The sequence below is a fragment of the Haloarcula sp. K1 genome (genome assembly GCF_001647155.1).
GTDB classification, from domain to species: domain Archaea; phylum Halobacteriota; class Halobacteria; order Halobacteriales; family Haloarculaceae; genus Haloarcula; species Haloarcula hispanica.
This window is the reverse complement of record NZ_LRHL01000043.1, coordinates 40,483-63,328: the sequence shown is the minus strand read 5'-3', so window position 1 is coordinate 63,328 and position 22,846 is coordinate 40,483. Positions and strand designations below refer to the sequence as shown.

General features: G+C 60.1%; 25 protein-coding genes, 1 tRNA gene and 1 pseudogene. 19 read left to right on the top strand and 8 right to left on the bottom strand.

Annotated features, from left to right (window positions below; translation table 11 throughout):
• Window positions 1-29 precede the first annotated feature (29 nt).
• Together AV929_RS13820 and AV929_RS13815 are read left to right on the top strand one after the other, a co-directional pair.
• Window positions 30-1,121: an aminopeptidase gene (locus tag AV929_RS13820; RefSeq protein WP_064288536.1), complete on the top strand. Its 1,092-nt coding sequence runs from the start codon at window positions 30-32 to the stop codon at window positions 1,119-1,121.
• Window positions 1,122-1,406: 285 nt separating this feature from the next.
• On the top strand, window positions 1,407-1,781 hold the full coding sequence (locus AV929_RS13815; protein WP_008307173.1) for a YccF domain-containing protein: 375 nt from the start codon (window positions 1,407-1,409) through the stop codon (window positions 1,779-1,781).
• Window positions 1,782-1,784: 3 nt separating this feature from the next.
• On the opposite strand, the gene AV929_RS13810 is transcribed toward AV929_RS13815, so the two are convergent.
• Window positions 1,785-2,300 (bottom strand): CNNM domain-containing protein, encoded by a 516-nt coding sequence (locus AV929_RS13810; RefSeq protein ID WP_014039053.1) that lies wholly within the window; start codon window positions 2,298-2,300, stop codon window positions 1,785-1,787.
• 107 nt (window positions 2,301-2,407) lie between these two features.
• On the opposite strand from AV929_RS13810, the gene AV929_RS13805 reads away from it, so the two are divergent.
• Window positions 2,408-2,728 carry a zinc ribbon domain-containing protein gene (locus AV929_RS13805; protein ID WP_050007182.1) on the top strand — a complete coding sequence of 107 codons (321 nt, stop codon included), beginning with the start codon at window positions 2,408-2,410 and terminating at the stop codon, window positions 2,726-2,728.
• Here AV929_RS13805 and AV929_RS13800 read toward each other — a convergent pair whose 3' ends face one another.
• Entirely contained in the window at window positions 2,729-3,565 is an 837-nt protein-coding gene (locus AV929_RS13800; protein ID WP_064288535.1) for a hypothetical protein, read from the bottom strand.
• 101 nt (window positions 3,566-3,666) lie between these two features.
• On the bottom strand, window positions 3,667-4,695 hold the full coding sequence (locus AV929_RS13795) for a radical SAM protein (protein WP_064288534.1): 1,029 nt from the start codon (window positions 4,693-4,695) through the stop codon (window positions 3,667-3,669).
• A gap of 135 nt (window positions 4,696-4,830) precedes the next feature.
• On the opposite strand from AV929_RS13795, the gene AV929_RS13790 reads away from it, so the two are divergent.
• On the top strand, window positions 4,831-6,171 hold the full coding sequence (locus tag AV929_RS13790; RefSeq protein WP_064288533.1) for an MFS transporter: 1,341 nt from the start codon (window positions 4,831-4,833) through the stop codon (window positions 6,169-6,171).
• Between the two features lie 50 nt (window positions 6,172-6,221).
• On the opposite strand, the pseudogene AV929_RS13785 reads toward AV929_RS13790, so the two are convergent.
• Window positions 6,222-6,614: pseudogene (locus AV929_RS13785) on the bottom strand (zinc ribbon domain-containing protein); the annotation flags it as partial.
• A gap of 126 nt (window positions 6,615-6,740) precedes the next feature.
• Here AV929_RS13785 and AV929_RS13780 point away from each other — a divergent pair.
• From AV929_RS13780 to AV929_RS13725, 14 genes are all read left to right on the top strand, one after another.
• Window positions 6,741-7,241, top strand: a complete 501-nt coding sequence (locus AV929_RS13780) for a phosphate-starvation-inducible PsiE family protein (RefSeq protein ID WP_014039058.1) — start codon at window positions 6,741-6,743, stop codon at window positions 7,239-7,241.
• Window positions 7,242-7,286: 45 nt separating this feature from the next.
• Window positions 7,287-8,384, top strand: a complete 1,098-nt coding sequence (locus AV929_RS13775) for a DUF373 family protein (RefSeq protein ID WP_014039059.1) — start codon at window positions 7,287-7,289, stop codon at window positions 8,382-8,384.
• Entirely contained in the window at window positions 8,384-8,680 is a 297-nt protein-coding gene (locus AV929_RS13770; RefSeq protein ID WP_064288532.1) for a hypothetical protein, read from the top strand. The genes AV929_RS13775 and AV929_RS13770 overlap by 1 nt, the downstream gene beginning before the upstream one ends.
• Before the next feature lie 54 nt (window positions 8,681-8,734).
• Window positions 8,735-8,839 (top strand) — tRNA-Arg (locus AV929_RS13765).
• A gap of 794 nt (window positions 8,840-9,633) precedes the next feature.
• Window positions 9,634-11,775, top strand: a complete 2,142-nt coding sequence (locus tag AV929_RS21470; protein ID WP_196219997.1) for a hypothetical protein — start codon at window positions 9,634-9,636, stop codon at window positions 11,773-11,775.
• 93 nt (window positions 11,776-11,868) lie between these two features.
• Window positions 11,869-12,198: a hypothetical protein gene (locus tag AV929_RS13760; protein WP_050037296.1), complete on the top strand. Its 330-nt coding sequence runs from the start codon at window positions 11,869-11,871 to the stop codon at window positions 12,196-12,198.
• Window positions 12,195-12,593 (top strand): hypothetical protein, encoded by a 399-nt coding sequence (locus AV929_RS13755; protein ID WP_050037297.1) that lies wholly within the window; start codon window positions 12,195-12,197, stop codon window positions 12,591-12,593. Before AV929_RS13760 ends, AV929_RS13755 begins: the two co-directional genes overlap by 4 nt.
• A 39-nt stretch (window positions 12,594-12,632) precedes the next feature.
• Window positions 12,633-14,465, top strand: coding sequence for a hypothetical protein (locus tag AV929_RS21925; RefSeq protein ID WP_064288531.1), 1,833 nt, complete (start codon window positions 12,633-12,635; stop codon window positions 14,463-14,465).
• Window positions 14,465-14,626 (top strand): hypothetical protein, encoded by a 162-nt coding sequence (locus AV929_RS21920; protein WP_155120750.1) that lies wholly within the window; start codon window positions 14,465-14,467, stop codon window positions 14,624-14,626. The genes AV929_RS21925 and AV929_RS21920 overlap by 1 nt, the downstream gene beginning before the upstream one ends.
• A 19-nt stretch (window positions 14,627-14,645) precedes the next feature.
• Entirely contained in the window at window positions 14,646-15,200 is a 555-nt protein-coding gene (locus AV929_RS13745; RefSeq protein ID WP_064288530.1) for a hypothetical protein, read from the top strand.
• A complete protein-coding gene (locus AV929_RS13740; RefSeq protein ID WP_064288529.1) occupies window positions 15,197-16,030 on the top strand; it encodes a hypothetical protein in 834 nt (277 codons plus the stop codon). The genes AV929_RS13745 and AV929_RS13740 overlap by 4 nt, the downstream gene beginning before the upstream one ends.
• Window positions 16,023-16,319, top strand: a complete 297-nt coding sequence (locus AV929_RS13735) for a hypothetical protein (RefSeq protein ID WP_023843038.1) — start codon at window positions 16,023-16,025, stop codon at window positions 16,317-16,319. Before AV929_RS13740 ends, AV929_RS13735 begins: the two co-directional genes overlap by 8 nt.
• Window positions 16,312-17,301, top strand: a complete 990-nt coding sequence (locus AV929_RS13730; protein ID WP_064288528.1) for a hypothetical protein — start codon at window positions 16,312-16,314, stop codon at window positions 17,299-17,301. The genes AV929_RS13735 and AV929_RS13730 overlap by 8 nt, the downstream gene beginning before the upstream one ends.
• Window positions 17,302-17,620: 319 nt before the next feature.
• Window positions 17,621-18,094 (top strand): type IV pilin, encoded by a 474-nt coding sequence (locus tag AV929_RS13725; protein ID WP_064288527.1) that lies wholly within the window; start codon window positions 17,621-17,623, stop codon window positions 18,092-18,094.
• Between the two features lie 84 nt (window positions 18,095-18,178).
• Here the strand turns inward: AV929_RS13725 and AV929_RS13720 are convergent, their stop codons facing one another.
• Together AV929_RS13720 and AV929_RS13715 are read right to left on the bottom strand one after the other, a co-directional pair.
• Entirely contained in the window at window positions 18,179-18,472 is a 294-nt protein-coding gene (locus tag AV929_RS13720) for a hypothetical protein (protein ID WP_050037305.1), read from the bottom strand.
• A 12-nt stretch (window positions 18,473-18,484) separates the two neighbouring features.
• A complete protein-coding gene (locus AV929_RS13715) occupies window positions 18,485-18,805 on the bottom strand; it encodes a helix-turn-helix transcriptional regulator (protein ID WP_050037306.1) in 321 nt (106 codons plus the stop codon).
• A gap of 342 nt (window positions 18,806-19,147) precedes the next feature.
• Here AV929_RS13715 and AV929_RS13710 point away from each other — a divergent pair, with 342 nt between their 5' ends.
• Entirely contained in the window at window positions 19,148-20,155 is a 1,008-nt protein-coding gene (locus tag AV929_RS13710; RefSeq protein ID WP_064288922.1) for a site-specific integrase, read from the top strand.
• A gap of 655 nt (window positions 20,156-20,810) precedes the next feature.
• Here the strand turns inward: AV929_RS13710 and AV929_RS13705 are convergent.
• Window positions 20,811-21,173, bottom strand: a complete 363-nt coding sequence (locus AV929_RS13705) for a group 1 truncated hemoglobin (protein ID WP_050037307.1) — start codon at window positions 21,171-21,173, stop codon at window positions 20,811-20,813.
• Between the two features lie 133 nt (window positions 21,174-21,306).
• Window positions 21,307-22,770 (bottom strand): hypothetical protein, encoded by a 1,464-nt coding sequence (locus AV929_RS13700; protein WP_064288526.1) that lies wholly within the window; start codon window positions 22,768-22,770, stop codon window positions 21,307-21,309.
• Window positions 22,771-22,846 lie beyond the last annotated feature (76 nt).

Here is a 22,846-nt window from a genome sequence, read left to right as displayed (position 1 = left end):
GTTAGGGGCCGTCGGTGGTGCCTATCTGTATGGACCCACGTATTCGCGAACACGCAGAAGTCATCGTCGACCACTCTATCGACCTGAGCGAAGGCGATAACCTCGTTATCGACGCCCACCCGCAGGCTTCGGACCTCGTCACCGCGCTACACGAGTTCGCCGCTGACCGCGGCGCGAACCCGCTCGTTGTGCAGAACCGCCTCGGCGAGCGGTTCCGGCGCGCCTACCTCCGCAACCGGGACGAGTTCGAGACGCCGAGCCACATCGAGGCGCTGTACGAGGAGATGGACGCGTACATCGCTATCAAGGGCAGCGACAACGTCACCGAGACCAGCGATGTCGACCCCGAAACGACAGCCGCCTACCAGCAGTCCCAGCAGCCACTCTTGAACGAGCGGCTCTCGAAGACCTGGTGTCTCACCCAGTACCCCGCGCCCGCGAACGCCCAGCTCGCCCAGACCTCCACAGAGGGGTACGAGAACTTCGTCTGGGACGCCGTCCTCAAAGACTGGGACGCCGTTCGCGAGCACCAGGCACAGATGGTCGAGATACTCGACCCCGCTGAGGAGGTACGCATTGTCTCGGGAGAGACGACCGACGTGACGATGTCTATCGCCGGCAACGAGACGCTCAACGATTACGGCGAGAAGAACCTGCCCGGCGGTGAGGTGTTCACTGCGCCAGTCTCCGACAGCGTCGAGGGCGAGGTGCTGTTCGACAAGCCGCTGTACCATCAGGGCCGGGAAGTGACCGACGTCTTCCTCCGCTTCGAGGACGGCGAAGTCGTCGAGCACAGCGCCGCCAAGAACGAGGACCTCCTGACAGAGGTGTTGTCGACTGATGACGGTGCGAGCCGACTCGGCGAACTGGGTATCGGAATGAACCGGGATATCGACCAGTTCTCCTACAATATGCTGTTCGATGAAAAGATGGGTGACACCGTTCATATGGCGGTAGGGCGAGCCTACGACGAGACGGTTGGCGAGGACAACGAGCAAAACGAATCGGCCGTCCACGTCGACATGATCGTCGACATGAGCGAGGACTCGTTCATCGAAGTCGACGGCGAAGTCGTGCAGCGGAACGGGACGTTCGTCTTCGAAGACGGGTTCGAGGTCTGAGTACTGACCGCGAACGGAGTGAGCGGCTTTTTTCATCGCCGGGAGAGCACGCTCTCCCGAGCCCTCGTTCGCTCCGCTCACGAGGACGACGTTTTTCAAGGAGCGGTCGCCAGCGGCGACCCGACGCCGAAAAAGGTCGGTGCAAGTCGTGCAGCGGAACGGGACGTTCGTCTTCGAAGACGGGTTCGAAGCGTAACGCCGGACCCACACTGTGTGGCTGGCTCGGTTTCTGTCCTCACACACCGGACAGGAAGCTTATGATGCCGGCCGGGGTATGTTCCAAGTATGAGTGAACAGCGGTCCCTCCTCGTTCGGGCGGTGTGGTTTCTGCTCGTCGGCTGGTGGGTCACTGGCATCTGGCTCTCGGTCGCGTGGCTACTGAACGTCACGATCATCGGCATCCCGCTGGGCATCAAGATGATAAACAGGGTACCGCTCGTGCTGACGCTCAAGCGACGCGACCGACTCGTCACAGAGACCGACGGTGGCTCGCAACACTCGCTGCTCGTCCGCGCGGTCTGGTTCGTCTTCGTCGGCTGGTGGGCCAGCGGCGTCTGGACCGGCGTCGCGTACGCGCTATCGGTGACGATCATCGGTCTCCCGCTGGCGATCTGGATGTACAACAAACTGCCGTTCGTCGTCTCTCTGTACCAGTACTGACGGTCAGTCCAGGTACGGCTTCTCGATGTCGGTTTCGACGGGAATGAGGGCGTTTATGCGACTGGTAATTCCATCGAACAACGTGATAAGCGGGGAGAGCACGCGCTCGACGATCCGGACCGGCGATGCGACAGTCAGTGCCCATTTCTGTGCGTTGCCGAGGCCGAACGCCTTCGGCACGATCTCGCCGAAGATCAGGATGAGGAAGCTGGTGACGACCGTGGTTGCAACGACCGCCGGCCCCGGGGAGAGATAGCTCGCGACGAGGACGGTGATGATGCTCGAAATCGCGATGTTGACGATGTTGTTGCCGACTAGCAGCGTCACCAACAGGCGGTGTGGGTTGTCGTACAGTTCCTCCAGCACCTTGGCCTGTCGGTCGCCCGTCGCCGCCTGTTGTGCTATCCAGTCCTTCTGTAGCGAGAACACCGCGATTTCCGAGCTCGAAAAGAACGCGCTCAACCCGAGGAGCAAGACCACGGCGAGCCCGCCACCGATTGCCACGATAGGGTCACTCACAGCCTGTCTTCAGCGAGACGGGACAAGAAGGCGTCGACGCGGCCTGACGGCCCGCAAGCCGACGGATGCGGCGAAGGATACTCGACGTTCCAGCCCATTGTGACCGTATGTCGCTCGGCCAGGTGGAACTGGCGTTGCGCGTCATCGCTGGCCTGTTCGTTATCGTCGCGCCGACGCTGCTGTTTCTGGGGCTGTGGCGCGGCCTCGAAGCGATGCGTGACGACGAGCTCATCCAGCAGGTCCACCAGCGCGCCGAGATGCGGGACCAGTCGCCTACCAGAGCCGACTGGCCAGTCGACACGCTCACCGACGACGAGGCGTCACCGCTGTCGGAGACCAATATGTCGGTCGTGACCTGTGGCACCTGCGGTACGCCGAACATGCAAGACGCCTCCTACTGTCAGGAGTGTCTCACAGAACTGGAGTAGTCAGTCTAATCTGTCGCTTTCGCCGACCTGAATCGCTATCGTCGGCTCGGGCCGCTCGGCGCTACAGTCGATGTCCCGCTCGATGGCGTACGTTTTTGGCTCCGTCCGGTTCGGGTCAATCGGCAACTCGGCGGTGACGGCGTAGGACTTCGTCGTCGAAGCGCCGATGGTGTCCTCGTCCCACTGGATATCGGTGTCTACGTACACGCTGTCCTGCGGGTGGTCTGTCGGCCCGACCAGACAGCCCGAAAGCGAGGGGAGGTCTAGCGCTCGCAGGAACGGTGACGGGTTCGATGCGGTAACGGCTCCGATTTCTGCCTCGATGTACGGGTACCTGTCCGGGGTCTCCGGCTCCGGGACCGACACGGTGACGGACTCGTTTGTCTGCACATCGTAGGTCACCCCGCCACTGAGCGCGTCGGCTCCCACGAGCACCCCGCTCACGACGAGCAGGCCGCCGAGCGCGACCGTCGCCGTTCGGCGCGACGGTGTCGGAATCCCTGCCCGGAGCGCGTAGCCGAGCCCAACGAACAGTCCCGCCGACGCGGCGAGCAACAGGAACGTGCCAGTTTCACCCGGCGAATACCGAACAACGACGTAGCCGACGAACACGACGTAGGTCACGCCACTGAGAGCGAAGGCTACGACGTCAAGCACGTCCCGTTCGAGGGCCACGCCCGCAACGAACAGCGCAACAAAGCCCAGCAACAGCAGCGCCGCTTTCACCGTTATCGAGAGATCAAACACGACGTCCCGGACGAAATACAGGAGCGCCGCCGCGGCGAACAGAATACCGAGTGCGTACAGGAGTTTCCCGCTGTCGATAGCCAGGCGCATGGAGGGTCACCGGCATTTCTCTTAGCTGATAGATAAAGCCACGGCTGGACAGCACAGGCCTGTGTGATGCAGAAACCGGACAGAAAAACAGAACCCTGGTCTCAGTCGTCAGCCGTTGCCCGTCCAGCGTCAGCACCGTTGGACAGCGGCGTCCGCTCGACGACCGTCCCGTCGTAGGTCGGGTACTGCTCGACGATTTCGCCCTTCTCGACGTCACCTTCCTCGACCATCTCCTCCAGCAGCCACCAGGCCAGTTCGACGTGGTCGGATTTGACGGTGTAGTACTCCTCGGGGACGCCCAGCGTCTCCAGTCGCGCTTCGGAGGTCCACGCTTTCCCGTAGACGAGCGTGCCGTCGTCGGTCACGTCGTCGAAGGGGCGGCGGATGTTGCGGGCCATTCGCTTGAGCCGCGAGCGGTGCTGGGCGGCATCTTTGAACACGCTCGTACAGAAGTACACCTTCTCGTGGTCGCCCATCTTCTCCAGGATGTCGTGGGAGCCCTCGACAGCGCTCATGTGGTCCTCCTTCAGTTCGAAGCCCTCCTCCTGCATCCGTCGGTAGTTCCCGTCGGACATCTCGAACTCGTTGATGTTACAGAAGTCGGCCGCGCCCTCGTCGAGGAACTCGAGGAACTCCTCCTCGGCGCGGATGCCGGGAATCTCGAAGGCGGGGGTCAGCCCTTCTTCGCGGGCGATGTAGAGGATGTCTTCCCACTCGGTCCCGTGGAGGTCGCCCCACTGCTCTAGAGGCGGGTGGAAGCGGATCTCGTCGAGGCCGGCTTCCGAGAGGCGGCGCATGTTCTCGCGGCCGCCGGGGATACCGGTGTAGAGGTGGGTGTGGTGGTCCTCGCCGAACTCGTCTTTCAGCAGTTCCAGGTAGTGACAGGTCCGGTCGAGCACTTCCTGGGGTTCGCCGCCCGTGATCGACGTACCGAGCGCGCTCATGCGCTTGGCCTCCTCGATGACGTCCGCGTCGTCCTCGATAGGACGCTCGTTGGCGTACATCTGGGTGACGTTCTTGCGGTTCTCCCCGAGGGGACAGTAGAAGCAGTCTCGCTGGTCGCAGTAGCCGTAGACGAACAGCACCATCTTGCCGCCTTTGGCGCACTGTTCGCAGCCCTCGGAAATCATTGTCTCTAGCCACCGCTCCCAGCGGGAAAAAGCGTGCGCATCGGGCCTGGCGTGGGACGGGACGGCATGGACGTGGTCCGAACGGTGCGCACGTTCCCCAGCGCCCTTATCCGGCTTCCCGACGCAGAGGGTTGTATGACAGACACCGGGACCGGAATCACCGGGTCCCGCCGCCGTCGCGGCCTCGCGGTCGTCTTCTTCGTCGTCTTTCTGGACCTGTTGGGCTTCGGCATCATCATCCCCATCCTCCCGTACTACACGCGCACGTTCCCGGGCGGGACGGAGTTCGTCATCGGACTGCTTGCGGCTTCGTACTCCGCGATGCAGTTCGTCTTCGCGCCGCTGCTTGGCTCGCTGTCGGACCGCGTCGGCCGCCGCCCGGTGCTGGTGGTCTCGCTGTGTGGGTCCGTCGTCGCGTGGACGGTGTTTGGGCTGGCCGACGCGCTGTGGCTCCTGTTTCTGTCCCGGATGCTGGCCGGTGCGATGGGCGGCAACCTCTCGACGGCGCAGGCCTACGTCGCCGACGTGACGCCGCCGGAGCGCCGGGCCGCCGCCTTGGGTTTCATCGGGGCCGCGTTCGGCCTCGGGTTCATCTTCGGCCCCGGCATCGGAGCGGTGTTGAGCTTCGACGCCACGGTCGCCGCCGTCGCCGGTCTCTTGCCGGCGGCTGTGCCCATCTCTCGGTTCTCGATCCCGAGCTTCGCCGCCGCGGCCGCTAGTCTTGCCGGTGTGTTCGTCGCACTGTTCTTTCTCCCTGAGTCCAGAACCGCGTCCACCTCGACCACGATAGAGCGCACGTCGGGAATCACCCAGCTCCGGACGGCAGTCGCGACCCCAGGCCTCCGGCCGCTGCTCGCGGCCTTCTTCCTCGTCTCGTTTGCCTTCTCCGGGGTTCAGGTGATGTTCGTCCCCTACGTCGCCGACATCTACGGCTACACGGCCGCCCAGAGCGCGCTCCTGTTGACATATATCGGCGTCGTCGCGGTCATCACGCAGGGTGTCCTCGTCGGCCGCCTCTCGGCCCGCTACAGCCCGGTCCGGCTCTCGCTGTTCGGGACCGGGCTGCTTGTCGTCGGCGTCGGCGCGATCCCGGCTTCGCGGGCCATCGGCTCGGTTCTTCCCGACCTGACCGCGCTTGTCCCGTTCCTCACTGCCGACCTGCTCGGCCTCTTGCTCGTGTTGACGCTGTTACCGCTTGGCAACGGCATCCTCTCGGTGACGCTGACAGCGCTGGTCTCCCAGCAGGCCAGCGCGGCCCTCCAGGGAAGCGCTTTCGGCATCACGCAGGGCGCTGGCAGTCTCGCCCGGACCGTCGGCCCGCCGGTCATGGGGGGACTGTACTTCGCCGTCGGCTACTGGTCGCCCTTCGTCGTCGGGAGCGTACTGTTGCTCCCGGTCCTGTGGCTCGTCTCCCGACTGGGCGTGACACAGGAAGCTTACGAGCCCCGGCCGGCGGACCCGGGCCACGCTAGATAGGGACTGCTGTCAACGACTCTACCCTACTTCGCTCACCTTGACGGGTTCGCTCATTGAGGGTGGGGCTTGTCCGTGGACTCTGCCTCGAACCCGTCAGGGTACGGGGTGTATCCCCGACTTGGCGTCACTGTCCCGGACTTCAGGGCGTATTGACTGACGCCCCTCCCACGCGAGGACTGTTGCTCGCGTCGGAGATACACATCTGCCACGTTCTTGGCAGCGTTGTAGTCAGCGTGATTCTGATTCCCACACTTCTGGCACTCGAACGTATCGCGTGACGGGCGATTCTCGTCGTGGATGAACCCACACTCGGCGCACCGCTTGCTCGTGTTCTTTGGATTCGTCGTATCCACGAACAACCTTTCGGCTTCGGCCTTGTACTCGACGTACTCGCACAGTCGGTCGAACGCCCACTCCGAGTGCCACGCTGCTTCGGACAACCTCTGAACATGATGATCGTTTCCTCCCCATCCTACTGCGCTACTCACTCGCTCCGCTCGTTGCGTTGCTCCTTGAGGACGGGGACTCCACTGGATAAAGTTGAATCGGCTGGGGCCCCTCTCGTCCGTATGGATGACGAGGAGTCCGACCCCGTGGGCGGGCCACTGCCGGCAGCGGAGTCGTTCGACGACAGGGTGCTTGGGGTCAGCGAGTCGCTCATCCGATACGTCGAGGTCGTCGCAGCGCTGGTGCTGGTCCTGCTCTTTGCCATCGGCGTCTTCGACCTGACCCTCCAGATATTCCAAAGCGCGCTCCGCGGCGACATCACCGATCCGCTGGTCGTCGTCGGCTTCATCGACACGGCCCTGCTCCTCTTTATTATCGTCGAGGTGTACCAGACCGTCGTTGCGTACACGCAGGAAAGCGAGACGCGCCGCATCGTCCGTCTGGTGATCTACACGGGCGTCATCGCGATGGTCCGGAAGGCTATCATCTTCCGCACCGGTGAGTACAGCTCCGAACAGGCCGCGCTCACCGCCGCAGCGGCGTACACGCTCATCATTCTGGGGCTCGCCGCGCTGTTGCTCGTCGAGCGGCGGACCCGGGGGACGCTGCCTGAATCAGGGTGAGGCGGTCCCGAAAGAAGTTAAACACAGACGGCGTAGCGCCGGTAGATGCTGCTGGTGCTGTGTATCGACCTCGACGACGACCTCGGCCGTAAGACCGGCATCGAGACGCCAGTCATCGGGCGCGATGCCGTCGTAGATGCAGCGGTGGCGCTGGCCTCGAACGACCCGGAGGACTCCGACGTGAACGTCCTCTTCGAGGGCGTCCACATCTACGACGACATCACCGACGAACCGGTCGAAGTCGCGGCCGTCACCGGTGTCGACGGGAGCGACGTGGCCGCCAACCGGGCGGTCGGCGAGGAGGTCGATACCGTTCTCGCGTCGCTGGCGGCCAGCGAGGACGTGCGGGCGCTCATCGTCACCGACGGCGCACAGGACGAATCGGTGGTCCCTGTCATCCGCTCGCGGGTCCGTATCGACGGCGTCCGCCGCGTCGTCGTCCGCCAGGCCCAGAACCTCGAATCGATGTACTACACCATCAAGCAGGTGCTCGACGACCCGGAGACCCGCGGCACAATTCTGGTCCCGCTTGGCATACTCCTGCTCATCTACCCGCTGACAATCGCCATCGAGGCACTGGGCTACCCCGGCTCCGCGCTGGGTGTCATCTCTGGCCTGCTTGGGCTCTACATCCTCGCCCGGGGCCTCGGCGCTGAGAAGATACTGGACGAAGCGGTCGAGCGGACGACGTCCGGACTGTACGCCGGGCGCGTGACGATCATCACCTACGTCGTCGCGGCCGCGCTGCTCGCTATCGGCGGCGTCAGCGGCGTTCAGGAACTCGAACGCCAGACCGACCCCGACGCCCTCGAAGTCATCGCGTCGCTGGTTTCGGGAGCGATCCAGTGGTTCGCCGCCGCCGGCATCACCTCCAGCCTCGGCCGCGTGACCGACGAGTACCTCGACGGGAGCTTCCGCTGGCGGTATCTCAACGCCCCCTTCTACGTCCTGTCGATTGCCGCCGTGTTGCACGCCGTCAGCGCCTTCTTCCTCGGGATTCGGGATCTGGAGTACCTTGCGGTGATGCTCACCGGCGGGACGCTGCTTGGTCTGGTCAGCACGCTGGCCTTCGCCGTCGCGGAGGCCCGCTTCGACCACCCCGAACAGCACAATCAAGGCCCCGGCGGTCCCTCGTCCGAGTGATGTACGTCTCCCGTGCCGTCGAGAGCCTGCGTGCGGACCCAATCGAAGGCGAGCCCGTCGAGTTGCTTCTCGAAACGGCTGAGGATGCTGACCCCGACCGTGTCGCCGCGGCCGCGGCGGCCGCCGGCGCGACCGTCGAGCGCCACCTCCAGTTCGACGACCTGCTGGTCTCGACCACGCAGGACGAAATCGACGCCCTCTGTGAGCTGGACGGGCTGACTGCGATTCAGACCGGGAACGTCAACGCCATTACGACGGCTGATGACGTCGAAGAAGACCTCGACCACGGTGACTGACCGGCGACCGCGTTCCGCATTTCTTTTGTCACTACCGGAAGTACACGACAGCGAGGGCACGTAGCTCAGTCCGGATAGAGCGTCGGACTTCTATCTCCGCTGGCTGTGCCATCGGGGGAAGATATCCGACGGTCGTGGGTTCGAATCCCACCGTGCCCGTCCTCAAACCGTCGGTTTAGAGCTTCTACTCTCAAATACCGATATATCACGGTTCAGGCCGTCTCTGGACCGCTTGCGATTCTCAGCTGAAACTCGGATTTCGGAGTTCGTTCAGCAGCTGAACGGCCCCCGCTGCCTGCTGGCGATTTCCATTGTTTCGGGACGTGAGCGGGGTGATGATTCTTGAGTTCCCCCGCTCCTGAGGACTGGCCGTTCCCTCCAAATAAGTTCGTTCGCGCGTCCCGTCTCCTGGAGGCAACCGACGACGAAGTTCGTCGAGCCATCGCGCAGATAGAGGACGGTGATTCTCGATGACTGACTGGGTTTTCGTCGACGAGCTCTGTTTTGATTTAGTCTCTGTTACACCGAGTAGCGATACCACGGCATCGGCAATCGCACTAACCGAGGCTCATCGACATACTCGAGATGAAGTCTCAGCTGTAATCCTCGATCTCGAAGGAGGTGGTCAGGCGTGACCTTCTGGTCGGAGTACGTTCACTACGACTGCGATGACTGCGGAGCGATCTGTATCAATCACACCGATACAGACGCTGCTCGGTTCGACCTCTGCTATTCTTGCTTTGATGACATTCCTGAAACAGTCCTAAACTCCGTCACAAGCGAGCGAGCGGAGGGAGCGGCCCCCTCACATGGGGGTCCGACCGACCGAGAGAGCGCACGCCCCCGAGCGGAGCGACGGGGGCAATCCCAACGCGAAAGCCCGGCCGAAGGCCCGGAACGTGGGGATGCTGTGCGGTCGCTGTCGAACGCTGTCGATTCTTCTACCAAGTTCGATGAGTGAGGGGCAACCAGCGGCCAGCGGCTCTCGGCAAACCAATCAGAATAAGTGTGAAACTGCCGGGACAGACGCTGAAACTCACACTTCCGAATCCGACGAACGCGACTTACCAAGTACTGACGACGTTCTCTGGTCGTTCATCGAGGAGTGTCCCGATCTTGTAGATGTTCCTGTTGCCTTCGAGGACGGAACTCCGATCCGAGAGGACTACACTGATTTTTCTACTGAGACCTGGGATTCCGACATTCTCTACTACTGTGGACGCTGTGAATCGTTTTTCATGCCCGCTACGCAAGACCCAGCAGGTCATGTTTCTGAATCCCACGGCGACGAGATTGACCGACTTTCCCTTTCACCTGCTGATGCAGCCGACTCTTGGGTAGCTCGCAAATCCGTCTCTGGTGAACGGGTTACTGAGATCGAAGGCGTCCCGTGGGCTGTCGCAGTCGAGAACCTGCTTGAATCCCACGAACGGACCCGTAAGACTACAATTAACCTCCAATACGGTTGGCCCCGTGACCCTGAGTATACGAAATTTAGTTTTTCGGCGTCTGATCGGTGGTCTCCGGATTATCAGCGCGAATTTTATGCCCAGTGTCAGGGTTGGCTCCGCGAACTCACTGGTGGCTCACGCCCGTCAGGTGGTGAAACCGAAGCCACGTTCGATAATCCCTCTGTCGCGTTCCTGACTCGCTCGGCTTCCTCTGTCCCTGATGGAACTCGGATCGGTCCTGTTGATCATGCAAACAGGGTCCGTGAGCCATGGCGCGAGGTCTACCAGAAGCTTCGATATGTACTCGACAAGCTCGGTTTTGAGAACAATGAATGGCAATTCTGGCGCGTTTTAGAGCCACATCCGGGCAGTGGTCAAAATCAGTGCTACGCTCACGAACACTCGATCATCGTCGTCGACGGTGAAATCTCACAGTCTGATTTCGCTCCTGTTATGCAAAGCCACGTTTCCGCCACCGAGGGTGCTGGACGTGATGCACACACGAATACTCCGTGTCCCGAACACGCGGATACAGCACCGAATCCTTGGGACGCCGCCGAAGGTGCGTGTGATGACTGCGACACGCCTGTTTCAGTACGTGATCCTGAATCGGTCGAGAACCTCGCGGCATACGTTGCGGATTACGCTTCTATCGATCCGCTTGACCTGTTTGAACGATCTCCCTCCTACATCGCTTGGGCAGCTGCAATGACTGCCGGAAACATCCGAACCGTTTCCCGGTCTGATTCGGCTCGATGGGCGGCTATCGCTGATCGCTGTCGACAGCGGCACGAATCGCCACACTCGGTTCTGGAGGGTCAACACGGCGACCGTCTCACTGTTTCCGAGAAAGGGTCTAATACTATCGAGTGCGCTGAATGTGGCTCACCGCATGGTATCGACCAATCTCAGACACTCACAAACCACCGGGTTGATACCTCTCCTGCCGAGTCATCTGAAATCGTTCCTGACGGTGGCTCGACCGAGCTATGGGACGACTGGGTTGACGCCTGGCGTGCCTGTGAACAGACAACGGCTGATCGGCAGTGCTACCACCCTGATGGGTCGAATCAGTGCCCTCTTTGCGCGGAATATCAGGGTGCTGTAGACGCAACTGTTCCGATACCTGATGACACCTACATCCCTGATGATGCGTTCGAGAACAAGGCTGTCGAATACGTCGAACGGATTGAGCAGAGAGCCCGCCGATACCCGAACGTCGGTGTCGCTGGCTTGCTTGGAATGCTTCAGTCGGAACTACCCGACAAGCATGGTGAAGCACTAATTCGTGGCGTGCTGGCTGGCTTCGACCGTCCCGACTTGGATGATCCGGAACACCGCCCTGATTGGTTGAATCATGAGCGCGTTCCGGAGTGGCGCGTACATTCTATCGAGATTGATGGCGAACTCCACTCGGCCAGCTCCGGTAACGGTGTCACAATGACCGAGATCACGACCGACGTTGAGAGCTGGGACGACTCGAATCAACTTTCAGAAAACCAAACTGGTTTCCAGAATCCACGAATTAATGATAGTTGTCTGTCCTGTGACTCTGGACGCTATCAGTACGAACGGCAAATCACCGATAAGTCTCTATCGCTATTCGAGTGTGATTCGTGTGGCGATACTATTCGTGTTTCTTGATCTGCAACTCACCGTATTCTTTGTATTTAAAACTTCACCAGATCTCATCTGGTTCTTCTCTTTTAACTAGTATCTAGTATTTCTGAATGTAGTATGGCTACCAACGAAGCCCCGTCGTTCGATGACCTCGATTCTGTTGAGGTCTCCGACGACGACAACTCGAACGGATGGATTGACCTCGAACCAGGCGAAGAAGTGACCGGCGTCATTACTGCGTTCAACCCGCTGGCGAGCTACAACGGTGTGGCCGAAATCGATGGTCGTCCGATTCGGCTCAACCAGACGATGCGTCGACAGATCATCGCTGGCCTTATCGAAGGTGCGAAGATCGGCGTTCGCAAGTCCGAAGAAACGGAGTCGTTCGAAAACGAGGACGGTGAAGAACAGGAGTACAATCCGCGCGAGGTGCGGGTGAAGCGATGAGCTACCAGCGACGCCTGAGCGACGTGGCCGGAGACTACATGAATATGCGTTCGCTGCCAGCGATGCTCTCGGTAGCGTTCGTGGCGGCAAGTCTCTACCAGTTTGGTGGCATCACAACGGTCGAACTCCCGTGGCTGTCGTACACGCTGACGACCCAGCACTCGCTGCTCGTGTCGCTCGGCACGTACGCAGCGGGATTCGCTTCGAGCGAATCCAAACGCTTCGAGTACTACGGACTCTGGGAGCAAATTGCGATTGTCATAGGCCCGCTCGTCATCCTCGGCAACGAGTTCGTCCCGCAAGTGAACGACTTCCTCCTCAGTCTGGGCGACCCGCTCGGGATGCAGCTGGCGTTCTTCGCTACGGTCGTCTCCTGGGGAGTCGCTGTTCAGTAAACCGATGACACGACGCTATTCTTTCGGAGGTGAACTACGATGAGTCGCGCACGCTCGATCTTGCTAGCTGGCCTGCTCGTCCTGTCGGCAGTCGTTACTGGTGTCGGCCCTGCGCTGGCACAGTCGACAACGGACACCTACGCTCAGGAATTCACAACTGGTCCGCACAAGGTCGAAATCGACCTCTCGAATGTCACCACCGAGACGACGATCTCCGTGATTACTTCCGGGTCACCTGCTGGTGATAACGTCACGATCATGAAGAAGAGTGTTTCAGCCAGCACATCATCAGCACACTTCCGCAACGCTGGTGCGTATGAGACTTTCACCGTTCAGGTCGAAGGTGCTGACGCTGAACCCGGCTTCTCGAAAGGCGGCGTCACTGCTGCATGGACGCCCGGAGATTCCGGAAAGTTCCTCGGTGATACTGGTGGTGACGCCGATTTCAACTACGAACTAAACGAGCAGATCGGTGAATCGGTAATGCCCCAGGTCGTCCAACTCGACCGGACTGGACTGCCGGGCAGTACGAAGGTCGATACCAGTGAAACGGATGCTGCACAGACCAAGGTGGACATCTACCAGTCCGCACAGAACAGTAACGCGGCATCTGAAGGCTTCCACACTACGCTGGACAACTACCTGTCGGATACGAAAACGCAGGCTCGCATCATCGGCAAAAATGCCTACATCAAGGCGCTGAACAGCGGTGCCAGTAAATCCGCCGCCAAGACTGAAGCGAAGCAGGCTGTCGCAGACTACTACGCGACCAAGCAGGTCAACCTCATGAACCAGTACGAGGTCGAGGCCCAGAACTACGATTACCTGCACTCCGTCGCTGCAAACGAGTCAAACATCGCCTCCACACTAGACGGGAACCAAGATACGTTCGTCGGCACGTCCCACACTCACCCGTACGGAGATGGTGGTACTATCGAGTACCAAGGCCTGAACTCGGTTAGCTACACCCTCACGAACGGTAGCAGCCACACGTATCAGGCTCCGAAGGTATTCGTTGATGCCGGTTACGATAGCGGTGACAACATCAATCCCACGCTGACCGCTCACACAGCCCCGAGTTCTGTTGAGTCGTCCGCTGGCTCTGGTCGCTCCAGTGTTCATCTTGAATCGCTGATGATCCGTGCGCCTAACGACAACTATCAGAACCTCAAGATCGTTCGCTGGCAGGAGTTCAACAGGCTGAACTCCGATATCCAAAGCCAGAACAGTGAGGTCCAAGCCGACATGGATACGCTGGCCGAAAACACGTATAGCGCGTACCAAGCTGGCGAAATCAACAACAGCGATCTCGTTGACCCTTACGTGCTGTCGAACCAGCAATCTGCGGGTGAAGACTTCCAGGGCTGGGCCGCCGCACAGCTCACCCTACTCGGCACGAACTCTCCGGAGAACTTCGATCAGATCGGGAGCTTCAACGTCACTACTGAATCCGGTACGCAGTACGAGGGTGTGCTGTTCTCTCAAGAAAATCCAGCCAGTGGTCAGTTCGAGAATGGGACGACCTACAACACGTCTAACATTGGCGGCACGCAGTACGTCGTTACCTCGGATCGCATTGTCGAACTGGATGGTGAGTTTACTATCGACAGTATCTCGACACAGGACGGCCAGACCGTCCAGAACGTCACTATCCAGAAAACCACCTACGAGACGACCAACGTCACCGAACTCAAGCAACAGTACGAGGATCTGGCGCGGAAGCGAGCGGAGATCGAGGCGCGTGAACAGAACCTTCGTGGCTCGGCTGGTGGTGGCCTGCTCGGAGGCTCATCTTCCTCGCTCGTGCTGGTACTGATTGGCGTTGGGGCACTCTACGCCGTGAGCCAGCGGCGAACGGGAGGTAACAACTGATGGTCTACTGGCTGGCTCTCAAGCTCGTTCCTCGGGACCTGTGGCTCGTCATAGTCGCACTCGCCGCGCTGCAACTCTCGGGAACCGTCGACGTGATCGGGCCAGCCATCGATTTGGTGTCGTCTTGGCTCCCGGAACCCTCGCTTGACTGGTTCTGGTGACTAACTCGGATTTTCGACTATGAACCCACGTACGCCTATACTCCTCATACTGATCGTCAGCTGTATCGCTCTCGCTGCACCAGCGGCAGCGCAGGAAACAACGAACGAAACGGCCACCTCGACGAACGTCTCCGCACCCGATGGCGCACCCAGTGATGTCGAACTCGTCGTTGATGAGAACGTGGTGGTCACAGACTACCGCTACCAAGACGGCCAGCTTGTCATCGACTTCTGGTCGGACGAGTACAAGGTCGTCAGTGTTGCTCCGCAGGTTGACGCCGGATCGGAAGCGGGCAGCGTCTCTTTCCGTGCGGCTGTCGTCGATGCGGATACGACGACCACCGTTCGCGTACCGTCCAGCGGTGGCGTGACACTCTGGACTGAGCAATCCATCGAACAACAGCGGTTCCACTACCTCCGCAAGCCCAACTCGTTCATAATCACTGGCCCGTGGAGTGGCGAGGACGTTCGCAACGCTGCCCTTGGCAGTACGCTCGGTGTCGTGATTGCGGTCCTGTACGAAGCGGTCTCTGCGAAGGTTGGGTCTGCTCAACGAGGTGAGCGACTGGCATGACCGACGACGAGAATAATCCCGATCTCGACCGCGACGAGATGGCGCACAACGCTGACCCTGGCCCGGATCACAGTCGGACCTATCGACTGTTCCGGTGGCTCACGAACAACCTGCTGTTGATCGCGTCGGGTGTCGGTATTGTCCTGTTCGTCATCGCGTCGATTCTCGGCTACGAACTCCCGCGAAGCCTGCGTCTGATCGGACTCTGTGCGCTCGTGACCATTCCGCTGGCCGGGCGACCGACGGGCAAGAAAGTCCGGTCGCTGCTCTGGGACCCGAATTACGTCTGGCTCGTCGACATTGACGCCCGTCACACGAAAGGCGGTATCTTTCGGACACCTGGGCAACGGTTCCGCGAGTGGTCCGTCGAGGACGGCCAACTCGACTGGGTAAGTCCCAATCTTGCCTTCGGTAAGAACGTCGATCTCGAAGCCCAGACCGTCGAAGGATGCTGGCGCGGCACGCTCTCTGACCGTGAGCTGATGCGAACGCTCCAGGCCGTCGAAGAGTGTCGCGGCCAGCTCGAAGCTGACGCCAAGCGCGGCTTCGCCATCGAAGCCCAGGCGTTCACCATCATCCGTAACGCCACGCGCAAGGCGATTCTCCGTATCGTCTCGACGTTTGAGCGCGGCACCCTTCCAGATGAAGGAGAGGGGTTGACCGACGAGATAGAGTCGGCTATCGAACAGTTCGGCCTTGACCGAAAGATCCGCGCTGCTGAGAACGACGAGTCTCCGGAGTCTGATGTTCCGGGTGTCCGCATCGATCTTGACCAGGACCTCGCCGATCTCGCTGGCGCTGGTGACGGAGGTGTTCCCGCTGATGATTGAACTCAATCTAACCCATCGTGAGAAAAGCATCGTCGTGGTAACTGCTGCTGTGACGTTCGTAGCTGGCTTCTGGGCCGGCATCTGGTCGGTTCCACCGCAGGCCCTTGATGTGCCACTGGAGGTGACGCAGAACGCTGGAGAACAGATATACGATCCTGCCTATCGTCCTGTTCCCGGTTCCCTGCCTGTCGTCTCAGTTGTCGTTCCGCTGCTCGGCTTCGCATACGCATTCCGGGATCAGCTCGTCGAGGACAGTTCCGACTCTGTTGAGGTGTCCGCTGATGACTGACAGCGTTGACGAACATCTACTGACTGCTGCGAAGCTCTACGAACAGGTACAGGGCGAACTCGACGGCGACGACCGGCTGTTACCGCACACGGGTATCGTCGAGGATCAGCAAGACCGCGCGGCGCTGTCGTTCATGGAAACGGCGATGCGAGAAACCGACCGGTCACCGGTAGGTAGCTCCACGTTCGAGGACACGGCTCTCGGACAGGCGATCTCCTCGAAGGTCCTGACCGACACGGCGACGGAAGCCGTCGCTGCTGGCAACGGCTCGGTCATGTCGCACATCGTCGGTGTCACGGAACAGGACCTCGACGCCTCGGCGCTGCGGCTCCCGATGATGCTCCTAAACGAGATTGAGAATAACGGCGCTCCGGCGTTCATCACTGCAGCGGGCAACCCGAACACGGGCAAGACCAACACGGCTATCCTCCTGATCACGCTGCGGGCGCTCGACCTCGATGACCTTCTGGTACTCTCGAACGTCCGGACGTGGGAACAGACGGATATTGTCGTCACCTCAGCTCACGATCTCGCCGTGCAGCTGCTCGAACATCGGGACCGACCGAAAGCCATCTTGATCGACGAAGGCTCGACGCACTTCGATGCTCGGACGAACCGTCGTGAGGTAGCCGAACAGTACACGCCGTTGGCGAAGCGATACGCGAAGATTGGTGTGGACATGGAGGCCGTCGTGGTTCATACCGGCAAGGATCTCCATCCTGAACGTAAGCGTCTCTCGACGCTGGCGATGTACAAAGCGGCTAAGAAGAGCGCGGAGTTCTTCGAAACGTGGCCCGCTGATGCTGATGCGCCGACTGACCGACTGTTTGGTGGTAGTCTCGAAGAAATCGAGAAGGCAACAGGCTACGATCCTGATGACGCCGCGCCGTGGGCGTGGAACCTTCGAGCTGGTCTATTCGAGAAAGACGTTGAGTGGACACAACTTCTCGAGCTGCTCCGTGAACGCGGATCTGTTGAATAACACTCTCCTCTGATCTTCTACCAATTGGAACTACATTTGTGAGTGTATCCGCAATTTTGATACACTCCAAGTCCAAACTTATAACTGCGAGACAGTGACCCGTCTCGCTGAAAACGGGATATAGGATAACCGGCTTTGTACCGGTGTTCCGGGCCTGGATAGCCCCCCGATATCCATGCGTTTTGCTGATAATTGGTGTTCAAGCCGAGCTTGCAAGCTACAACATAGTCTTGAAAATCTATAGTGCGGCCTTGTAACGCCGGATTTGCTCTGAACAGTCTGAGAGGTTTATACCATTGTCTCTCATGGACTGTTCCGTATGGATCTAACAAACCTGAAAGAATTGCTTACTGAAGATGACGCCGTCTCACCGGTGATCGGCGTCATTCTGATGGTCGCAATTACAGTTATCCTCGCAGCAGTAATCGCATCCTTCGTCCTCGGTCTCGGTGACCAGGCACAGCAGGCAACCCCACAAGCCAGCTTTAGCTGGGAATACAGTGCAAACAGCTCAGCTGACACTGATGGTAATGTGACAATCACGCACGATGGTGGCGATTCAATCCAGGCACAGGAACTCTATATTCGTGGTGACTTCGATAGCGGCGGAGAAACAACTGCTGGATCATGGAACACCTACGAAGGTGCATCTGTTTCTGGTGGCTCAGATGTTTCTGCAGGACAAACAATCAACCCTGGTGTCGGTTCGAAGTACGACTTACGGGTGATTTATGAGACTCAAGAAGGTGATAGCTCGGCCACTCTCGCGCAAGACTCCGGCCCTGATGCGTAACTGATCATTTTGAATTTTTATCAGACCCGCTGTATATAATAGACATATCTCAACCCACCCACCGACCCACCCCCTCGGGTCGGCTTATTCCATTGCCTTCGGATGCCGCGGATACGGATACAGTTCCACGTCGATCTCGCCCTCAAGGTACTGCTCGCCTTCAGTCGTCAACTCGACAAAATCCTGATCCTCAGTCAGAAACGCCACCAGGTCAGCATCGGCCAACACCCGACACCGGTCTTGTACCTGCGCTTCTGTCGCGTGAATATTGTCACGGATAGCCATCTGCTTGGCTGTTGACACCGAGTCATCCCGAAGGTGTTCCAGTATCCGGTCGTCGATACTCCGTTGCCAGCGGGCTGTCTTGCGAATCGTCATGGTGGAGGGCGATTACACGTCGTTCGTCTCTGCGTCGGCACTCGTCGACGGCTCCGTTGGGCCACTACCGTTGATATAGACGCCTTCCTCGGCGTCGTATTCTTCATCGAGATACGCTTTCCCTTCGTCAGTAATCACATAGGCTCCGTTACCGACGTGAGTTAGAAGCCCATTCTCGGCGAGTTTCTTCATCCGTCGGCCAACCTGAGTTCTCGAAACGCGGACTAACCCGCTATCGTGGACTTCTTTGGGTGTTCCCGTACCCTCGTTCTCTCGCATCCATTCGAGGATACGGTCGTCCCAGACGCTCTGCCACGAACCGGATAAGCGCATTTGAATTACAAATATTACTCGACCCACCTATTTCAGTCCTTACGTGCATTTTCTTACCAACCAATCAAATATAGCTTCCCGATACATTTATGCACTTTCTGGGTAATAGTGTTCTTGCGGGCCGCCCACTGATGGCTCTCAGCCATTCAGAACTGGGCCGTGCTGGAACACGGCCCGAGAGTGGTTCCGTTACCGCATCCATGTCAACAGGAACCGATACGGGGTCTACGCCCCGCACGACGACAGTCGCCTCGCCAAATAAAAAGCCCAGCGTTCGCCCGGCTCTCAGAGGTGGTTCTATTGACTGACCTCGATCCGATCCCGCCTCATGAGGCCGTCGAGATGTTTCACGACGCGATGGTCGACGAACACGCAAAGTCGACTCGGGAGAGTAACAAGCATCGTCTCCAGGCGTTCGTGCAGTTCTGCGATGAGGAAGGCATCGAGAACCTGAACGAACTCACTGGTCGGGACCTCTACAAGTATCGGATCTGGCGACGCGAAGGGCAGGGTGACGGACGTGACCCTATCAAGACAGTCACGCTCAAGGGCCAGCTGGCGACACTCCGTCGCTTCCTCCAGTTTGCTGCTGACATTGACGCTGTCCCGCAGGGTTTCTATGAAAAGCTGACGCTGCCGACGATGACCAACGGCGAGGACGTGTCGGAGACCACGCTCGACCCTGAGCGCGCAATTGAGATTCTGGACTATCTCGAAAAGGCCCGTCCCAGCACGCGTGACCACATCATTCTCGCTCTGCTCTGGGAAACCGGTGCGCGCACTGGCGCAATCCGTGGCCTCGACCTCGAAGACGTGGACTTGGAGGGCGATCACCCACGGTTCTCTGGGCCCGCCCTACAGTTTGTCCATCGTCCTGAAACAGACACGCCGCTCAAGAACCGCGAGGCAGGAACTCGGTGGAACCGAATCAGCGAGAAGACCGCTCGGTACATCGAGGATTACATCGATTTCCACCGGGACGACGTGACCGACGAATACGGACGAGAACCCCTGCTCACAACATCACACGGTCGACCAGCTGGCAACACCTTCCGAACGACACTGTATCGGATCACTCGTCCCTGCTGGCGCGGTGAAGACTGCCCGCATGACCGCGATATCGATGACTGCGAAGCCACGCACATCGACCACGCCAGTAAGTGCCCTTCGGCCCGATCTCCTCACGATGTTCGCAGTGGCCGAGTGACCTACTACCGTCGTGAGGATGTTCCCCGCCGAGTCGTGAAGGATCGACTCAACGCCAGCACGGATATTCTCGACCGTCACTACGACCGGCGTTCTGATCGCGAACAGGCTGAACAGCGTAGCGATTTCCTCCCAGATATTTGAGAACAATGAGTACTAAAATCAACGTTGCGAATTGGCGATATTCAGGTTCCCACCGTGCCCGTGAAGCCGCTGAACGATAGTGAAGCGTGCTGAACCGCAGCACGCAGGGGGATTCGAATCACGCCAGACCGAACGAAGTGAGGCCTGGCCTCGGGTGAGAATCCCACCATCCCGCTATCTCCGAATAAAAGCAACGTAGACAGCCACGCTACACGCCGAGGAGTCACATTCTCAAAACAACCAAGCGCGCCATCGGTCGCATTCCAGCGTCCCCCACGGTTCGCTGCCGGCTGACCGCTCTGAAAATGCCTGTCACCGTCGGTATGTCTCACCAGAACCAGTCTTTAGAATGTCGCAGTGAAGGGTGCACTACTGCCAATACCTAGTCGGCTCGCATGACCTGTCAGAGGCACGGCAACCCGACTTGGGGGGATGGTATCAGTTTCACACCCTCCACAACCATGGTTTTCCCGGCGAGACGTATGAAACAGCGATATTTTCACACCCAGCTATTGTTTTGAAAACACGGGTGAACCATCGGTACTGCTACTACTGGGGCTGTGCCTGCTCACAGGGCCAGCCCTACAGCGACACCGAGCTGTTCCGGTCTCCGAACGGCTCCGGCGCTGTGTCTGAATGCGTCCGAACCCCGGTGCTACGCTTCTACGATGTCGTCTTCCATGGCAGCGACCTCAGTGAGAATCGCTTCGACGTCGTCGTCGGGGACGCCGTTCTCCCGGAGCGCGGCTTCGAGGTGGGTCGCGACGTTGGCGAACGCTTCTTCGGTGATTCCCATGCCTTCGTGGGCGGTCTGCATGTCATCGCCGTCGTAGTCGACCGGTCCGCCGGCGACGGCACTGATGAACTGCGCCTGGTGGCTGCGGAGCTGGTCCATGTCGGTCGCTTCGAAGTACGGGTCGAGCACCGGGTCGTCGAGCACCCGGTCGTAGAAGTCCGAGACCACCGCGTCGACCGCGTCGCGACCGCCGATCCGCTCGAAAATGGACTGTGATGCCATTGTCAGGTGACAGGTAAGCGGCCGGCATGACAGTTGTGGAAAAACATATTCGGCACAGAACGCCGCGTTGGCGCTCGGACGCGATGCGTGGCCTAGCGACGCTCTCAAAGTAGGCCAAGCGCTCATCGAAGCGCTACAGCCGTTTGCGCCGTCGCTGCCGACCGACCAGTACCACCGACAGTATGCCGAGCGTCCCGAGCATGGTCCACTCCCCGTGACGGTCGGTGACGGGCCGTGCGGTACCGACGCCGTGCTTGCCCTCGTCGTCGCCGCTGGTCGCTGTGGCCGGGCTGCTATCGACTGACGGCGCGAAATTCGCCTGCCGGTCGGTCGTATCCGCTACGCCGCTTCGCCGCAGGTCACGATCAGTGAGCGCGTCGGTCTGGACCGACGGCGCGGTGTCAGTGACAGCCTGTCGAACGAACGCGTCGAGGTCGTCCCCGGCGACAGCCGACACTGTCTCGGCGAACAGCCTGAGTGTAATTCGCTCGTCTCGCCGAGTCAGCCCGTCGAGGACCGCTTCGAACGTTCGGTTCCCGTCGGTCGCCTGCCGGAGGCGGGCGTCGATAGCCGCGACGACACGCGTTCCCTTGTGGTACTGCGCGCCCGGCCCGTCCCAGCTATCGGGCTGTGTCAGGTCAGCGGTTTCGTGGCGCTCGGTCGTAATCCTCTCATGAAACTGGTCTTTTTCGATACCGCTCGCGCTGTAGGTGAGCGCCGCGGTGTGATAGTCCGCGCTCCCCTCACTGAGCCAGTCCATCGCCGGTGTCGTCTCGAACGTCTCCCGGGTGTGGCGGTACTCGTGGACCCAGACGTTGACCGGGGAACGGACGGGTTCGCCGGCGTTGACGATGACATCCGACTCGCCGTTCGACGGGGTGTACCCGCCCGGTGCGAGTTCGTTCGGCGCGACGAACACGCGGATGTGGTCGTGATCCGTTCCGGCGGTCGAGGCACGCTTCGCGTGACTGATGGAGTCCAAGACGGCGGTTCGGTTGGGTCGCAGGTCCGCAGCCGCCGGGACAACGAGGGTGATTCGGTCCCCGTCGACTGTTCTGAGTTCTGTCTCGTGTGGGCCGATGTAGGCGGCCGTACGCCCGGCGACACCGTTCTGGCCAGGCGCGAGTACGAGCGACTCGTTCCATCTGGGCTGCGGCCCGGCGCGCCAGCGCCAGCGGGCACGCAGTGACACTTCCTGTCTGGCCAGCAGCGTCCAGTTGTCGGTGCCGGCGGTCCGCTGGCCGAACGTCGTCGAGAGTCCGACCGGCACAGTGTAGGTCAACTGTGCTGTCCTCGTATCGCCGCTGAGACGCCAGCGGTCGCCATCTGACCGGAGGCCGTCGGCTCGGAGGACTGTCGTCTCCGCCGGCGTCCGCACCGACAGTCCAGTGACGTGCCGTGGTCGCTCAATCGTCGCGGTCACCCGTACCCGACCGGTCTGGGTCGGCTCTCTGTCGATTGCGTACCGGACATCAATCGAACTATCGCTGTCGCTGGTGCCGATTTGTGCCGGTGGACTCGACTCGACACCGAGGGCGACTGGAGACGTGCAAACCAGAAGCAGGCAAACCAGCCCTGCCGACATCTGCGTTCTCATAGCTCTGGGCGCTGCCGAATGCTACGCGACAACCAGCGAGTGGCAGTAAAGTGTGTGCCGGTGAAAATCTCAAACG

Excerpts from the sequence above, each read along its gene's own strand:
- AV929_RS13820 (WP_064288536.1), top strand. The coding sequence starts at position 30 with ATGGACCCACGTATTCGCGAACACGCAGAAGTCATCGTCGACCACTCT.
- AV929_RS13815 (WP_008307173.1), top strand. The coding sequence starts at position 1,407 with ATGAGTGAACAGCGGTCCCTCCTCGTTCGGGCGGTGTGGTTTCTGCTC.
- AV929_RS13805 (WP_050007182.1), top strand. The coding sequence starts at position 2,408 with ATGTCGCTCGGCCAGGTGGAACTGGCGTTGCGCGTCATCGCTGGCCTG.
- AV929_RS13800 (WP_064288535.1), bottom strand. The coding sequence starts at position 3,565 with ATGCGCCTGGCTATCGACAGCGGGAAACTCCTGTACGCACTCGGTATT.
- AV929_RS13795 (WP_064288534.1), bottom strand. The coding sequence starts at position 4,695 with ATGATTTCCGAGGGCTGCGAACAGTGCGCCAAAGGCGGCAAGATGGTG.
- AV929_RS13790 (WP_064288533.1), top strand. The coding sequence starts at position 4,831 with ATGACAGACACCGGGACCGGAATCACCGGGTCCCGCCGCCGTCGCGGC.
- AV929_RS13780 (WP_014039058.1), top strand. The coding sequence starts at position 6,741 with ATGGATGACGAGGAGTCCGACCCCGTGGGCGGGCCACTGCCGGCAGCG.
- AV929_RS13775 (WP_014039059.1), top strand. The coding sequence starts at position 7,287 with ATGCTGCTGGTGCTGTGTATCGACCTCGACGACGACCTCGGCCGTAAG.
- AV929_RS13770 (WP_064288532.1), top strand. The coding sequence starts at position 8,384 with ATGTACGTCTCCCGTGCCGTCGAGAGCCTGCGTGCGGACCCAATCGAA.
- AV929_RS21470 (WP_196219997.1), top strand. The coding sequence starts at position 9,634 with ATGAGTGAGGGGCAACCAGCGGCCAGCGGCTCTCGGCAAACCAATCAG.
- AV929_RS13760 (WP_050037296.1), top strand. The coding sequence starts at position 11,869 with ATGGCTACCAACGAAGCCCCGTCGTTCGATGACCTCGATTCTGTTGAG.
- AV929_RS13755 (WP_050037297.1), top strand. The coding sequence starts at position 12,195 with ATGAGCTACCAGCGACGCCTGAGCGACGTGGCCGGAGACTACATGAAT.
- AV929_RS21925 (WP_064288531.1), top strand. The coding sequence starts at position 12,633 with ATGAGTCGCGCACGCTCGATCTTGCTAGCTGGCCTGCTCGTCCTGTCG.
- AV929_RS21920 (WP_155120750.1), top strand. The coding sequence starts at position 14,465 with ATGGTCTACTGGCTGGCTCTCAAGCTCGTTCCTCGGGACCTGTGGCTC.
- AV929_RS13745 (WP_064288530.1), top strand. The coding sequence starts at position 14,646 with ATGAACCCACGTACGCCTATACTCCTCATACTGATCGTCAGCTGTATC.
- AV929_RS13740 (WP_064288529.1), top strand. The coding sequence starts at position 15,197 with ATGACCGACGACGAGAATAATCCCGATCTCGACCGCGACGAGATGGCG.
- AV929_RS13735 (WP_023843038.1), top strand. The coding sequence starts at position 16,023 with ATGATTGAACTCAATCTAACCCATCGTGAGAAAAGCATCGTCGTGGTA.
- AV929_RS13730 (WP_064288528.1), top strand. The coding sequence starts at position 16,312 with ATGACTGACAGCGTTGACGAACATCTACTGACTGCTGCGAAGCTCTAC.
- AV929_RS13725 (WP_064288527.1), top strand. The coding sequence starts at position 17,621 with ATGGATCTAACAAACCTGAAAGAATTGCTTACTGAAGATGACGCCGTC.
- AV929_RS13720 (WP_050037305.1), bottom strand. The coding sequence starts at position 18,472 with ATGACGATTCGCAAGACAGCCCGCTGGCAACGGAGTATCGACGACCGG.
- AV929_RS13715 (WP_050037306.1), bottom strand. The coding sequence starts at position 18,805 with ATGCGCTTATCCGGTTCGTGGCAGAGCGTCTGGGACGACCGTATCCTC.
- AV929_RS13710 (WP_064288922.1), top strand. The coding sequence starts at position 19,148 with ATGTTTCACGACGCGATGGTCGACGAACACGCAAAGTCGACTCGGGAG.
- AV929_RS13705 (WP_050037307.1), bottom strand. The coding sequence starts at position 21,173 with ATGGCATCACAGTCCATTTTCGAGCGGATCGGCGGTCGCGACGCGGTC.
- AV929_RS13700 (WP_064288526.1), bottom strand. The coding sequence starts at position 22,770 with ATGAGAACGCAGATGTCGGCAGGGCTGGTTTGCCTGCTTCTGGTTTGC.